Origin of the sequence: Kordiimonas sp. UBA4487 (assembly GCF_002389025.1) — a bacterium.
GTDB classification, from domain to species: Bacteria; Pseudomonadota; Alphaproteobacteria; order Sphingomonadales; family Kordiimonadaceae; genus Kordiimonas; species Kordiimonas lacus.
Window position 1 is genome coordinate 130,978 of sequence record NZ_DGNR01000002.1, and the last position, 13,639, is coordinate 144,616.

Here is a 13,639-nt window from a genome sequence, read left to right on the forward strand (position 1 = left end):
ATGACTGTTGACGGGCCGGACCAGCTTGAAAAGCTGAAGGAAATTGGCGCTATCTGCCGCGATGTGCTGGCTGCCATGGGCACAAGGGTAGTGCCCGGTGTGACCCCGCTTGAGCTGGACACCATGGCGGGCGAAATGCTGGCAGAGCGCGGCGCGACATCGGCGCCCAAGCTGGCCTATGATTTCCCCGGCTTCACCTGTATTTCCGTGGGTGACGCGGTCGCGCACGGCATTCCGAACGACATTCCGCTTCGGGAAGGCGATCTGGTCAATATCGATGTGTCGGCTGAGAAGGACGGCTTTTTTGCGGATACCGGCTCCAGCTTCGCGGTGGGCACCATTTCGCCTGACCTGCAGACCCTTCTGGATGCCACCAAGGCAGCGCAGCGGAAAGCCATGTTCGCGGCGCGTGCCGGTCAGCCGCTGAATGCCATCGCCAAGGTGGTGGAGCGCGAAGCGGCCAAATATGGTTTCAAGATTATCGAGGGCCTGAACGGCCACGGTGTTGGTGGCTGGATTCATGAAGAGCCGACGGTGTCGAACATCTATTATCCGCGTGAGCGCGAGCGCTTGCACGAAGGGCAGGTGCTGACCATCGAGCCGTTCCTGGCAACCCACAGCGACCAATATTATGAGGACGAAGACGGCTGGACCCTCCGCCTGGCTGATGGCGGCTTCGGAGCCCAGTTCGAGCATACCTTTATCGTCACAAAAGGCGCGCCAATTATCCTGACAGCGTGAGCCTTGAAAATCTTTGCTACGCCAAGGGATTCTCTTGCTTGACCCCATGGGGTCCGCCCGTTAGTTTGCAGCGCAGCAATTCCGAGTAACAGATTCGATTTTTTAAAGCGGTCATTCATGACAGACTCTTCAAGCACTGCAAAACGCAATCCGGACGCCATGCCGTTCCAGAAAATGCTGCTGACGCTCCAGAATTACTGGGCCGATCAGGGCTGTGTCATCCTTCAGCCATATGACATGGAAATGGGCGCGGGTACATTTCACCCGGCGACCACCTTGAAGGCGCTTGGCCCAGAGCCGTGGAAAGCTGCTTATGTGCAGCCCTGCCGCCGCCCGACCGATGGCCGGTACGGTGAAAACCCCATGCGGCTGCAGCATTATTACCAGTTTCAGGTGATCCTGAAGCCAAGCCCTGCGAACATGCAGGAACTGTATCTTGGCAGCCTGAAAGCGATCGGCATCGATGCCGAGTTGCATGACATCCGTTTTGTCGAGGACGACTGGGAAAGCCCAACCCTGGGCGCCTGGGGCCTTGGCTGGGAAGTCTGGTGCGACGGCATGGAAGTCAGCCAATATACCTACTTCCAGCAAGTGGGCGGCTTTGACTGCAAACCGGTTTCGGGTGAGCTGACCTACGGGCTGGAGCGCCTGGCCATGTTCGTGCAGGGCGTCGACAATGTGTATGACCTTGATTTCAACGGCGCCGGCGCAACATACGGCGACGTGTTCCTGGAGAACGAGCGCCAGCAGTCTGCCTACAATTTCGAGCACGCCGACACCGACAAGCTGTTCGCGGACTTCAAGAAGGCGCAGGAAGAATGCGCCAAGCTTCTGGAAGCCGAGTTGCCGCTTCCGGCCTACGAGCAGTGCATCAAGTCTTCCCACACCTTCAACCTGCTGGATGCGCGCGGTGTCATTTCGGTAACGGAACGACAGGCCTATATCGGCCGTGTGCGGGACCTGGCGAAGGGCTGCTGTGAAGCCTGGATCAAGAAAAACGGCTGGGAGGTATAAGTCATGAGTGACCTTCTGATTGAACTCCTGTCCGAAGAAATTCCGGCACGGATGCAGAAAAAAGCGTCTGAAGACTTCAAGGAAATGATGACGGCTGCGCTGAAGGAAGCGGGCCTTGCGTATGAGATGGCTGATGCGTTCGCGACACCGCGCCGCCTTGCGCTGACCATCAGCGGCATCCCTGACAAAACACCTGATATTTCCGAGGAGCGCCGTGGCCCCCGCGTTGACGCGCCGGAAAAAGCGCTTGAAGGCTTCATGCGCGGCGCGGGCGTAACCCGGGACCAGCTTGAAGAGCGCGAAGAAAAGAAGGGCACTTTCTTCTTCGCCAAGATCGAAAAGCCGGGGCGCGCGACGACAGAAGTGATCGCCGAAGCGCTTGAAGCCACCGTACGCAATTTCCCATGGCCCAAGTCCCAGCGCTGGGGCGATGGCAGCCTCCGGTGGGTGCGCCCGCTGCAATCCATCCTGTGCCTGTTCGGCAGCAATGTGGTTGAACTGGACATCGACGGTATCAAGGCGGGTAACACCACGCGCGGTCACCGCTTCATGGCGCCGGACGCCTTTGAGGTGACAGATTTCGCTGACTACCGTACCAAGCTGCAGGACGCCAAAGTGGTGCTGGACCCAGCGATGCGCAAAGCCAAGATCGCTGAAGCCGCGAAGGCCCTTGCTGACAAGCAGGGCGTTGAATGGGTGGAAGACAAGGGGCTTCTGCAGGAAGTGGCGGGCCTCGTTGAATGGCCTGTGCCGCTTCTGGGCAGCTTTGACCCAAGCTTCATGGAAGTGCCGGAAGAAGTGCTGATCCTGACCATGAAGAAGGACCAGAAATATTTCGTTACCCGCGACAAGGAAACCGGCAAGCTGGCACCGCACTTTATCACGGTGTCGAACCTGGAAGCCAAGGATGGCGGCGCGGCTGTCGCAACCGGCAATGGCCGGGTGATCGCCGCACGCCTCGCAGACGCAAAATTCTTCTGGGAACAGGACCTCAAGGGCAAGCTCGAAGACAATCTGCCGCAGCTCAAGGACATCGTGTTCCATATTGAACTGGGCCGCATGTCTGACCGTGTGGCGCGGATGAAAGCGCTGGCGGGCTTCCTGGCTGAATATATCGAAGGCTGTGATCCGGCAGAGGCAGAGCGCGCTGCAGAGCTTGCGAAAGCTGACCTGGTTTCCGGCATGGTTTACGAATTCCCTGAAGTGCAGGGCATCATGGGCCGCTACTATGCCAAGGCACAGGGCGAAAGCGACGCGGTGGCCGATGCCATTCGTGACCATTATGCGCCTGCCGGTCCGTCGGATGATTGCCCTAGTGCACCGGTATCTGTTGCTGTGGCTCTGGCAGAAAAAATCGACACGCTTGTTGGTTTCTTTGCGATCGACAAACGTCCGACAGGCTCCAAGGACCCTTATGCGCTGCGCCGCGCAGCCTTGGGTGTCATTCGCCTGATCACAGAAAACGGTATCCGCTTGCCGCTTGAGCATGTGCTGGGCCTGGCTGCCAAGCCGCTCAAGCCGTATCTGGAACTGCACGCCGAAGGCGGTGAGGACGCAATCCTCAAGCATCTGGAAAGCATGTTCGAAGAGCATCTTCTGCCGTTCTTCGCTGACCGCTTGAAAGTGCAGCAGCGTGACCTTGGTGTGCGGCACGACCTGATCGACGCCGTGTTTGCCAAAGGCGATGATGACCTGGTGCGCATCCTGAACCGGGTTGCAGCCCTGTCGGCTTTCCTTGAAAGCGATGACGGGTCCAACCTGCTGGCGGGCTACAAGCGGGCCGCTAACATTCTGAAGATCGAAGAGAAGAAAGACGGCAAGTCCTATGACCAGGACGTTCACGAAGCCGCCCTCATTGATCCGGAAGAGGAAGCGCTGGCGGTTGCGCTCACCCGCGCGGGCGCCGACGCGGAGCATGCGTTGGCCGCGGAAGATTTTGAAAAGGCGATGGCCGCTCTATCTACACTGAGAGCGCCAATCGATGCCTTCTTTGACAAGGTAACGGTGAACGCCGATGATGAAGCGCTGCGGGCCAACCGCCTTGCGCTTCTGAGCCAAATTCGAGCCGCGGTGAATACCGTGGCCGATTTCAGCCTGATCGAGGGCTGATCATAAAATGGCCGGGCAACCAGATATAAAAACTGCCCGGCGCCCTTCTGAAATCTGCGTGCCTTTAAAGGGGACCCGGGCACGCGACAAAGGACTGTAGAGCATGACCAAATGGGTATACAGCTTTGGTGATGGCGCGGCTGAAGGCCGTGCAGATATGAAGAACCTCCTGGGCGGCAAGGGTGCAAACCTGGCCGAGATGGCCTCGCTGGGCCTGCCGGTGCCTCCGGGGCTGACGATTACCACAGAAGTCTGCACCTATTATTACGCCAACGGCCAGGAATATCCCGACACGCTTGAAAGCGAAGTCAACCAGGCCATCGCAGCAATTGAAAAAAGTGTTGGCGCCAAATTTGGCGACAAGGAAAACCCGCTTCTGGTGTCCGTGCGGTCTGGTGCACGGGTTTCCATGCCAGGGATGATGGACACGGTCCTGAATCTGGGCCTGAATGACGAAACGGTTGAAGGTCTGGCACGAAACAGCGGCAACCCCGGCTTTGCCTGGGACAGCTACCGCCGGTTTGTCCAGATGTATTCTGACGTGGTGCTCGGGGTTGATCACTATCACTTCGAAGAACTGATCGAGATCCACAAGGAAGAAAAGGGTGTCGATCTGGACACCGACCTTGACGCGGATGACTGGAAAGATCTGGCGCAGCAGTTCAAGGCCAAGACGGAAGAAGAGCTTGGCAAGCCGTTCCCACAGGATGTGCGTGAGCAGCTTTGGGGCGCTATTGGTGCCGTTTTCTCAAGCTGGCAGATTGAGCGTGCGAAGGTATACCGCAAGCTGAACAATATCCCGGAAGACTGGGGCACGGCCGTAAATGTGCAGGCCATGGTGTTCGGTAACATGGGCGACACGTCAGCGACGGGTGTGGCCTTCACGCGGGACCCATCCACCGGCGAAAACGAATATTACGGCGAGTATCTCATCAACGCGCAGGGCGAAGATGTGGTGGCGGGCATCCGCACGCCGCAGAATTTGACGAAAGCAGCCCGTGAAGCTGCAGGCGCAACGCTGCCGTCGATGGAAGAAAGCATGCCTGAAGTGTTCGCAGAGCTTGCGGCTGTGTTCGAGAAGCTCGAGAAACACTATAAGGACATGCAGGATATCGAGTTTACCGTTCAGCGCGGCAAACTGTGGATGCTGCAGACCCGCGCCGGCAAGCGGACCGCGAAAGCGGCCCTGAAGATCGCCGTTGAAATGGCGGCTGATGGCCTGATCGACGAGAAAACAGCCGTGCTGCGGGTTGAGCCTGCAGCCCTTGACCAACTGCTGCACCCAACGCTGGACCCGGATGCCCCGCGTGATGTGTTGACACGTGGCCTTCCGGCGTCGCCTGGCGCGGCCTCTGGCGAGGTGGTGTTTGACGCAGACCACGCCGAAGCAGCCGCCAAGGAAGGCAAAGCTGTGATCCTGTGCCGGGTTGAAACCAGCCCCGAGGACATTCACGGCATGCACGCTGCCAAAGGCATTCTGACCGCCCGCGGCGGTATGACCAGCCACGCGGCTGTTGTGGCCCGCGGCATGGGGCGGCCCTGTGTGTCTGGCGCTGGTCAGTTGCGCATCGACGGCAAGGCAGGTGTGATGTCCTGCGCGGGCCGTGAAGTCAAGGAAGGCGACATCATCACCATCGACGGCGCGTCGGGTGAGGTGATGATCGGCGAAGTGAAAACCCTGCAGCCTGAGCTCGCGGGCGATTTCGCCAAGCTGATGGAATGGGCCGACAGCTACCGCAAGCTGAAGGTTCGCACCAACGCCGATACACCGCATGACACCTCGACCGCTCGTGAGTTTGGCGCGGAAGGCATTGGCCTGTGCCGCACGGAGCATATGTTCTTTGAAGGCGAGCGCATCATTGCCGTGCGTGAGATGATCCTGGCGGATGATCTTGCGGGCCGGAAAGCCGCCCTTGAGAAACTGTTGCCGATGCAGCGCAGCGACTTTGAAGAAATCTTCAAGATCATGCGCGGCCTGCCGGTGACAATCCGACTTCTGGACCCACCGCTGCATGAATTCCTGCCGCGTGAGGAAGACGAATTCGAAGACGTGGCCAAGGCCATTGGCGCGGATGTGGACCACCTGAAACGCCGGGCGTCTGAACTGCATGAGTTTAACCCGATGCTGGGTCACAGGGGTTGCCGCCTCGGCATTACTTACCCGGAAATCTATGAAATGCAGGCGCGCGCCATCTTTGAAGCGGCGATCGCGGTTGAAAAGGAAACCGGCGAAACGGTTGTGCCTGAGATCATGATCCCGCTGGTGGCCACCCGCAAGGAACTGGGTATGCTGCGCCAGGTGGTGGATGCCGCTGCGAGCCTGGTGTTCAGCGAGCAAGACCATAGCGTCGAGTATCTGGTCGGCACCATGATCGAACTGCCGCGCGCTGCATTGCAGGCTGGCAAGATTGCAGTTGAAGCTGATTTCTTCTCGTTTGGCACCAACGACCTGACGCAAACCACCATCGGCATCAGCCGGGATGATGCAGCACGGTTCCTGGACGAGTATGTGAAGAAAGACATCTTCGCGCAGGACCCATTCGTTTCCATCGACCAGGAAGGCGTGGGCGAACTTGTGGAAATCGGCGCCGAGCGCGGCCGCTCCACCAAGCCTGACCTGAAGCTGGGCATCTGTGGTGAGCACGGCGGCGATCCGGCGTCGGTGGAATTCTGCCACCGCACGGGGCTGGATTACGTGTCCTGCTCGCCGTACAGGGTGCCGATCGCCAGACTCGCGGCTGCACAGGCCGCCCTGAAAGACTAAATTTCTGAGGGCCTTCGGGCCCTCTTTGCATTTGGGGGAAGTATGAAAAAGGTTGGTATATTTATTGGGCTGTTTTTCTTGTCCGTGCTCGTTGGCGAGATGTTGAGCAGCTTCGTCCTCCGCCACGGCATTGTACTGGGATGGGTTGCGTTTGATCCAGAGTCTGTGGATGAGGTTGCTGTGATGATGGCTGCAACCATCATGGATTTGGGTGGTGCGCTGCTGCTCGCGGCAATCGCAACGCCGCTTGTTTTGATGATGCGGCGCAAAAGGACTGTGAAAATTGCTGCAATCCAGGTTGCAGCTATGATTATCACGCCCCTTTTCATTGCAGCGGCCTTGTCGGGCGATGCCTTTGTTCCCAGAAAAGTGGTCGGCTTGTTGCTGGTGTTCCTTCAAGGCTTTGTCGTTGCCTATGTGGCTGCGAGTGTTTGGCCAAAGCGCGATGTGAATGTTCGACAGGTATTCGAATAGCCACAGGGCTTTTCTTTTCTCGGAGTGGGGCTATCTTTTTCCCTGTAGGGGGATAGGCCATGAACCACGCTGACATTATCGAGATCATCAAGGACCGCGGCTATTTCATCATTGAAAACCTGATGCCGCATGAAAAACTGGATGCCTGCCGCGCGGTGTTGGACCCGGTCTTCGAGGGCCAGCGTACGGGCCGCAACCAGTTTGAAGGCTTCAAGACCCAGCGCATCTACAGCCTGCCCAAATATGGCCCGGCGCTGTGGCCCTTTTTTGATAACGAAGATGTGTTGAAGATCATCAAGCCGCTATTGTGGGGTGACTGTTTGATCACGGCGGCGCTGGCGGCCAATGTGCTGCCGGGCGAACAGCCGCAGGCCTTCCATACAGATGACAGCTTCTATCCCATCCCGCGCCCCCGACCCGCCTTCTCAGTGGGTGCAATTTGGGCGATGGATGACTTCACGGCGGAAAACGGCGCCACACAGCTGATCCCCTACAGCCATACCTGGGGCGACGATGAAAAGCCCGAGGGTGTGTTGGAAACCTATGACGCGTTCCAGATTCATGAGGCCGGACAGGCGGACGGCTGGGCTGCACCAAAAAACGCAGAGATCGTAACGGCGGAAATGCCGCGGGGGTCGGTGCTGATTTTCCTGGGGAACCTGTGGCACAGGGCAGGGGGCAATGTGACCGACCACGGCAGGCTTGGGCTGTTCCCGCAGTATTGCGCCACCTGGGCGCGCCAGCAGGAAAACTTCTTCCTGTCCATCCCGCGTGAGGATGTGGCGAAAATGCCTGAAACGATGCAGTCGTTACTTGGCTATCAGATTCACCCACCCTTCATGGGCCATGCGGGTGGCCGTCATCCAGCAAAGCTATTGGCTGACTAGTTGGCCAGTGCCAGCACGATGATCAGGATGGAGGCGACAGCGGCGCCCAACACAAACAGATTGTGCCGCTCATGCGCCTTGTTCTTTTCCTGAGTGCGTTGTTTTTTGCTCTTGGTCATAGCCCTTCCCCGTTTGTCCAATGGCACCACAAGCGGGGAAAAAAGACAAGACTATTAGTGTGAGTGCGTCAATCTGTGCGGGTTAGCAGTTCCTGATGCCAGAGGCGCCAGTATTTGGCTTCCTGGCCGGGTGGCATCAGCCAGAAGGCGTTGGCATTGGTGAACTCATCTGTTTGCCGAAGACTGGAGAGAATTTCATTGATGCGCGCAATCACCATGCGTCCTTGGGGCGTGTCATTGCAGACAATGCCGCCCATGCCAAACTCATTCTCATGTTCCAGGATCGGATAATAGCTGTAGTGGCCGCTGTTGCCTTCGGTCAGCTGATGAAATCGCAGCATGGCATAATAGTCGACAAAATAATCGAAGCGCCCGGCATCCATCATTTTGAACATGCTTTGGGTCAGGCTGGTGCGCCCGGACCAGCGAAACATATTCCCCGTGTTTGGATCATTCGCGAAAATGTCATTGAGCCAGCGGCTGTAGACACGGCCCGGCTGGAAGGCACCTCTGGCAGCTTTGTCTTCAATCAGTCTTTTGAAGTCGACTCGTCCCTGATCGGCGTGGGCCTGAATAACGGGCAACGCCTTCTCCTGGGCAATGATGCCATGATAGAAGAACAGGAACGTTGGGGCGCTGAAAACCAGGCCGTCTCTCTGGTCTGGACTCAGGTCAATGCCGCGGTAGGGCGCGGTTGCAAAGCAGGCCTCCATTGTCTTGATGACTGTGTAGATGCGGACATTCACAACGGATTGGTCGGCATGATCGAATTCTTGCAAGCGGGCCTGCAGCATGCGTTCACCAGCCTGCGCATAGCCTTTACCTGCCCAGGGGCCCGAATTGATCCAGGCGGGCTGCCAATCAAGCTTTAGCCAAGTGATGGTGGGTTTGTTTTCAGCATGCGCGGGGACGGCGCTGACAATAAATGCCAGTAAAAGCCCAGTCACACCCCGGATCAGTCCAGTGCGCACGCAAAGTCCCCGTCTTGATTGTTACACGCAAAGACCAAGACTAGATTGCGGAGGTTAAAGAACTGCAAATGCAATAATTATAACAGGATCACCGGTTTGCCGTCGCATGTGAGCGTTGCGGCTTCGTGCTCCAGCCGGAAGTAGACGAGCGCAAACTCGCCGTTTGAGGTGCGAACGGTGCCCGCTGCCTTGCCCTCTACTGTCTCAATGACAGCACCTTCTTCAGGCGCGCCGCCTTCAACGCGTACGGGGCGCAGCATTTTCTTCAGGTTGGTGCGGTGTTTCATGCGGGCGGTCAATTCCTGCCCGACATAACACCCCTTGGTGAAGGATACGCCGTTCAGCCGTTCGGCCGCCGTTTCCAGCCAGAAATATTTTTCAATTTCCATGTCGCGGCTGCCGTCCGGCACACCCAGCCGCAGCCGGGCCTGTTCATAGGTGTCGCGCTCCAGGGCGGGGGCATCCGGCTTTTCTGCGGTTACAAGCCGCCAACCCAACATTGCGTCGCGAGGGTCAGGCACTGACACGCCGTTTGCGCTTGGCTGTTCCAGCGATACCCAGACACCGAGGTCGGTCTCGTCCGTGATCGCCACATCCGCCCGAAGCTTATACATCATCAGGCGCCGCATCAGGTCTGTCTTTCGTTCTGCCTCAATATCCAGCAGCAGGTCATCACCATCGGCCATGATGATCATGTCGTACATATATTTCCCTTGCGGGGTCAGCATGGCAGCGTACACGGCTTTGCCGGCCGTTACAGGCATCACGTCGTTGGTCACCAGCCCCTGCAGGAAACTGCGGGCATCCGGGCCCTTCAGACGAAGGATGGCGCGGTGATCGAGGTTCAACAGGGCGGCTGACATAAAATTCCTATCTGGTGCTGATATTCACGCTACACATAGCCACTTTATTGCGGCTTTCAAGTTGTAAGGCGCAGCGAAGCCCGTTACAACAGCCCTCACGTAGGTATGAAGTAAAAACAGGGATACACCAATGAACGCGCCCGCTTCCCAAACCCATGACGCAACCAAGGATCGCCTTGTTATTCGCCAGCCTGATGACTGGCATGTCCACCTGCGGGACGGTGCCATGCTGGAAACGGTGGCGGCCTACACGGCACGCCAGTTTGCCCGGGCGATCATCATGCCGAACCTGACGCCGCCTGTGACAACCGTGGCGGCCGCGGAAGCCTACCGGGACCGTATCCATAAGGCGGTGCCTTCTGATCTCCAGTTCACGCCGTTGATGACATGCTACCTGACAGACAGCATCGATGCGGCTGAGGTCTCCAGCGGTTTCACGTCAGGTGTGTTTACCGCCTGCAAGCTCTATCCCGCGAACGCCACGACCAACTCAAGCTTTGGTGTCAGCGATGTAAAAAACATTTATCCGGTGCTGGAAGAAATGCAGCGCATCGGCATGCCGCTTCTGGTGCACGGCGAGGTCACAGACAGCCATGTGGATATTTTTGATAGGGAAGCCGTGTTCATTGACCGGGTGATGAAGCAGGTCGTTGCCGATTTTCCGGGCCTGAAGGTGGTGTTTGAGCATATCACCACTGCTGATGCGGCAGCTTTTGTCATGGAAAGCGGCGATAATATCGGCGCAACCATTACGCCGCAGCATCTGGCGTACAACAGGAACGCCATGCTGGTGGGGGGGATCAAGCCGCATTTCTATTGCCTGCCGGTGATCAAGCGGGAGGAACACCGTCTGGCGCTCAGGAAGGCAGCGACATCCGGCTCAACAAAGTTCTTCCTGGGCACAGATAGTGCGCCTCACACCAAGGAGGCCAAGGAAACGGCCTGCGGCTGTGCCGGCGTATTCAACGCACCGTTTGCGATGGAAAGCTATGCCAAGACCTTCGCAGAAGAAGGCGCGCTGGATAAGCTTGAAGCCTTCGCGTCCGAAAATGGCCCGAAGTTTTATGGCTTGCCACTCAATGAGCGCCGTATCGTGCTTGAACGCGCACCAGTCACCGTACCGGAAAAGGTTGAAGGCGGGGGCAACGAGCTGGTGCCGTTCCTGGCCGGCGAAACGCTGGAATGGCGGTTCGCGGGATTTGAAGACGCCTGAATAAGTGCAGGTGGGGGGTAAATACTGGTGATTGGTGGGCTGGAATATGCTTTGTGGGGCGTGGGATTTGGCTTCGCGCTGTCCGCCCCCATCGGCCCTGTCAACATTATCTGTCTGCGCCGCAGTCTGTTCGGACGTGCGCGCGACGGGTTTGCAATCGGTACCGGTGCAGCCTTTGGCGATGCCTTTTATGCCGGGCTGGCAGCGCTCGGGCTCAACGCATTTCTTGCGATCATTGACAGTTATGACACACTGCTGCGTCTGGTTGGCGCCGCTATCATGCTTGTTTTTGCGGTGCGTATCTGGCGGGCCCATCCGCACCTGGACCGCGAACCCATGGAAGGCGGGGTCAAGCGCGGCATGTTGGGTGCTTTGGTTCTGACGCTTACTAACCCTGGTGTTTTCTTCGGTTTTCTGGGCATGTATGCCCTTGCCGGGATTGGGGACTTGGGGGCTGCCTCTGGGCATGCGTCGAGCGATGCCATCATGCTGATTATGGGCGTGTTTCTGGGCAGTTGTTCCTGGTGGGGGCTGTTGGTGGGGATTGGCCGGTACCTTCGGGACAAGGTAAACGACAATCTGCTCACCATGATTAACCATGTGTCCGCGGCAATTATTGGGCTTTTTGCGCTTGGGGCCCTCGTCAGCCTCCTGCCGATTTGATCAATCATGACATTTTTGTGAAAATTCGGCGGAAATTTCACGTCGAAACAAGTATTTGAGCTATTTTGATTGCTTGATTGCGAAAGATTCGCGTTCTATAGTTGCCACGAACTTCAGGTGTCGCTTACCAGCTTTCTAATAGGGGGAGGCCGGGCGAGCGATGACACATGTATAAAACGCGGGGAACCCCCGCTCCGTTGGAGGGAGCAATAATGAAGTCCGAGCGCCTGGGCAAAAATATCGCCATCATTTCCGCGGCTGCACTGATTCTGGCAGCCTGTTCATCCACCCCTGAGCCAGAGACGGATACATCCTCCACGGATACGTCGACTGACCAATCGCAGACAGATACAGGCCAGCCGAGCCAGCCTGATATGGGCCAGGTTACGCAAGATACGTTGGACCCAATCGAGGTGCAAGGTCAGGAAGGCCTGACAGCTTACGCTGGCGACCGTGTTTTCTTCGAGTATGACAGCTCTGAGATTACGGCAGAAGCGCGCGCAACTCTGTCGAAGCAAGCGGCATGGTTGGGCCGTCACCCACGTGTACGCATCACGATTGAAGGTCACTGTGATGAGCGCGGGACCCGCGAATATAACCTCGCGCTGGGCGAGCGTCGTGCAAGCGCTGTCAAAAATTATCTGATCGCCCTTGGCGTTCCGGCTTCCCGCATGAACACCATCAGCTACGGCAAAGAACGCCCTGCTGTTGTTGGTAACGGTGAAAGCACCTGGAGCCAGAACCGTCGCGGTGTGCTCCGCGTCCAGTAAGCCTTAGGCGCACTCAGGACAAGTGGCCCCGTGCCCGGATTGCCGGTGCGGGGCTGTTTTTTTATCGGACGCCCCTTTGGTGGGGTGCGGCGCAGCCATTATCGGGCCGCATTTAACAACTATACCTGTACTCGTTCCAGTTCTGAGCGGGCCTGTCAGTTAAGGAGAACCAGGATATGATCTGGCGTGTTGTTGCCATCTGTATTCTCACTTTGTCTGTAACCATTGAGGTCGAAGCCCAAAGTCGTGCGGAGCTGGCGCTCAAGGTTGAGCGGCTGGAACGCGAAATGATCGCCCTTGAAAATCGGCTGCGTGGCGGGGCTGCGACCAGCTCTGCTACCGGCGCATCAGCTGGTGCGCAGGGTAGTCTTGATGACAGGACGCTGTTGGCGGATCTAGCAGCCAAGATCGGAACGGTAGAGCGCCAGATGCGCGCCATGACCGGCCGTATGGAAGAGCTTGAGCATAAGCAGCGGCAGTTGGACGAGGCGCTGGACCTGCTGCGTCGCGAATTGCAGCTGCAGCAACAGGAAGCCGCCGACTATCGCGCCAGCCAGGCGGCACAGCCAAATTCCCAGCCGGTGACGACGCCCGCCGACACAGCACCTGCCGCCAAGGTCGATGAAGCACCCAAGGAGCCGGAAATTTCATTGCCTGAAGGAGAGCCTTCGGATCAATATCAATATGCATTTGGCTTCATCCAGAAAAATGACCTCGATAGCGGGTTCAAGGCCATGGATATGTTCCTCAAGGCGCATCCCGATGATTCCCTTGCGGGCAATGCTAAATTTTGGTTGGGGCGTATTCACCTGCTGAAAGGGCGCCTGCCGCAGGCAGCACAGCAGTTGCTGGCGCTGATTGAGGAACATCCCAATCACGGCAAGCGCGCAGACGCGCTTCTGGATCTGGCGGATGTACTGATTGGCCTTGGCAGCAAGCCGGACGCCTGCAACGCCTTGGCGGAATTTCGCCGTAGCGCAGATAACGCATCAGACCGCCTGAAAGCTCGGGCCGAGCGGACGGCTGCCGAAGCCGGCTGCGCGACCTAGCG

General features: G+C 57.8%; 13 protein-coding genes. 10 read left to right on the forward strand and 3 right to left on the reverse strand.

All coding sequences use genetic code 11. The annotated features are described in order from the left end of the window. From map to B3Z17_RS00600, 6 genes are all read left to right on the forward strand, one after another. A complete protein-coding gene (gene map / locus B3Z17_RS00575) occupies window positions 1-741 on the forward strand; it encodes a type I methionyl aminopeptidase (RefSeq protein ID WP_068304929.1) in 741 nt (246 codons plus the stop codon). A 117-nt stretch (window positions 742-858) separates the two neighbouring features. Beyond that, complete coding sequence (locus B3Z17_RS00580; RefSeq protein ID WP_175445661.1) at window positions 859-1,755, forward strand: glycine--tRNA ligase subunit alpha; 897 nt, start codon at window positions 859-861, stop codon at window positions 1,753-1,755. A 3-nt stretch (window positions 1,756-1,758) separates the two neighbouring features. Further along, the gene (gene glyS / locus B3Z17_RS00585) at window positions 1,759-3,864 is read left to right on the forward strand and encodes a glycine--tRNA ligase subunit beta (protein ID WP_286828111.1); all 2,106 of its coding nucleotides are present in this window, start codon (window positions 1,759-1,761) and stop codon (window positions 3,862-3,864) included. Window positions 3,865-3,967: 103 nt separating this feature from the next. Next, window positions 3,968-6,628 (forward strand): pyruvate, phosphate dikinase, encoded by a 2,661-nt coding sequence (gene ppdK / locus B3Z17_RS00590; protein WP_286828112.1) that lies wholly within the window; start codon window positions 3,968-3,970, stop codon window positions 6,626-6,628. A 42-nt stretch (window positions 6,629-6,670) separates the two neighbouring features. Further along, window positions 6,671-7,102: a hypothetical protein gene (locus B3Z17_RS00595; RefSeq protein ID WP_286828113.1), complete on the forward strand. Its 432-nt coding sequence runs from the start codon at window positions 6,671-6,673 to the stop codon at window positions 7,100-7,102. A 59-nt stretch (window positions 7,103-7,161) separates the two neighbouring features. Beyond that, on the forward strand, window positions 7,162-7,989 hold the full coding sequence (locus B3Z17_RS00600; RefSeq protein ID WP_286828114.1) for a phytanoyl-CoA dioxygenase family protein: 828 nt from the start codon (window positions 7,162-7,164) through the stop codon (window positions 7,987-7,989). Here B3Z17_RS00600 and B3Z17_RS00605 read toward each other — a convergent pair. The 3 genes from B3Z17_RS00605 to B3Z17_RS00615 all read right to left on the reverse strand — a co-directional run bounded on the left by B3Z17_RS00605 (window position 7,986) and on the right by B3Z17_RS00615 (window position 9,942). Then, window positions 7,986-8,108, reverse strand: a complete 123-nt coding sequence (locus tag B3Z17_RS00605) for a hypothetical protein (RefSeq protein ID WP_277620377.1) — start codon at window positions 8,106-8,108, stop codon at window positions 7,986-7,988. The genes B3Z17_RS00600 and B3Z17_RS00605 overlap by 4 nt on opposite strands. A 68-nt stretch (window positions 8,109-8,176) precedes the next feature. After that, window positions 8,177-9,079 (reverse strand): hypothetical protein, encoded by a 903-nt coding sequence (locus B3Z17_RS00610; RefSeq protein WP_286828115.1) that lies wholly within the window; start codon window positions 9,077-9,079, stop codon window positions 8,177-8,179. Window positions 9,080-9,156: 77 nt separating this feature from the next. Beyond that, window positions 9,157-9,942, reverse strand: coding sequence for a YgfZ/GcvT domain-containing protein (locus B3Z17_RS00615; RefSeq protein WP_286828116.1), 786 nt, complete (start codon window positions 9,940-9,942; stop codon window positions 9,157-9,159). 130 nt (window positions 9,943-10,072) lie between these two features. Here B3Z17_RS00615 and pyrC point away from each other — a divergent pair, with 130 nt between their 5' ends. The 4 genes from pyrC (at window position 10,073) to B3Z17_RS00635 (ending at window position 13,637) form a co-directional block, all read left to right on the forward strand. Then, window positions 10,073-11,155, forward strand: a complete 1,083-nt coding sequence (gene pyrC, locus B3Z17_RS00620) for a dihydroorotase (protein ID WP_286828117.1) — start codon at window positions 10,073-10,075, stop codon at window positions 11,153-11,155. A gap of 27 nt (window positions 11,156-11,182) precedes the next feature. After that, complete coding sequence (locus B3Z17_RS00625; RefSeq protein WP_286828118.1) at window positions 11,183-11,818, forward strand: LysE/ArgO family amino acid transporter; 636 nt, start codon at window positions 11,183-11,185, stop codon at window positions 11,816-11,818. Window positions 11,819-12,030: 212 nt separating this feature from the next. Then, window positions 12,031-12,588, forward strand: a complete 558-nt coding sequence (pal, locus tag B3Z17_RS00630; protein WP_286828119.1) for a peptidoglycan-associated lipoprotein Pal — start codon at window positions 12,031-12,033, stop codon at window positions 12,586-12,588. 176 nt (window positions 12,589-12,764) lie between these two features. Continuing rightward, window positions 12,765-13,637 carry a tetratricopeptide repeat protein gene (locus B3Z17_RS00635; protein ID WP_286828120.1) on the forward strand — a complete coding sequence of 291 codons (873 nt, stop codon included), beginning with the start codon at window positions 12,765-12,767 and terminating at the stop codon, window positions 13,635-13,637. The last annotated feature ends 2 nt before the right edge of the window (window positions 13,638-13,639 follow it).

Excerpts from the sequence above, each read along its gene's own strand:
- pal (WP_286828119.1), top strand. The coding sequence starts at position 12,031 with ATGAAGTCCGAGCGCCTGGGCAAAAATATCGCCATCATTTCCGCGGCT.
- ppdK (WP_286828112.1), top strand. The coding sequence starts at position 3,968 with ATGACCAAATGGGTATACAGCTTTGGTGATGGCGCGGCTGAAGGCCGT.
- pyrC (WP_286828117.1), top strand. The coding sequence starts at position 10,073 with ATGAACGCGCCCGCTTCCCAAACCCATGACGCAACCAAGGATCGCCTT.
- B3Z17_RS00615 (WP_286828116.1), bottom strand. The coding sequence starts at position 9,942 with ATGTCAGCCGCCCTGTTGAACCTCGATCACCGCGCCATCCTTCGTCTG.
- B3Z17_RS00600 (WP_286828114.1), top strand. The coding sequence starts at position 7,162 with ATGAACCACGCTGACATTATCGAGATCATCAAGGACCGCGGCTATTTC.
- B3Z17_RS00595 (WP_286828113.1), top strand. The coding sequence starts at position 6,671 with ATGAAAAAGGTTGGTATATTTATTGGGCTGTTTTTCTTGTCCGTGCTC.
- B3Z17_RS00635 (WP_286828120.1), top strand. The coding sequence starts at position 12,765 with ATGATCTGGCGTGTTGTTGCCATCTGTATTCTCACTTTGTCTGTAACC.
- map (WP_068304929.1), top strand. The coding sequence starts at position 1 with ATGACTGTTGACGGGCCGGACCAGCTTGAAAAGCTGAAGGAAATTGGC.
- B3Z17_RS00580 (WP_175445661.1), top strand. The coding sequence starts at position 859 with ATGACAGACTCTTCAAGCACTGCAAAACGCAATCCGGACGCCATGCCG.
- glyS (WP_286828111.1), top strand. The coding sequence starts at position 1,759 with ATGAGTGACCTTCTGATTGAACTCCTGTCCGAAGAAATTCCGGCACGG.
- B3Z17_RS00605 (WP_277620377.1), bottom strand. The coding sequence starts at position 8,108 with ATGACCAAGAGCAAAAAACAACGCACTCAGGAAAAGAACAAGGCGCAT.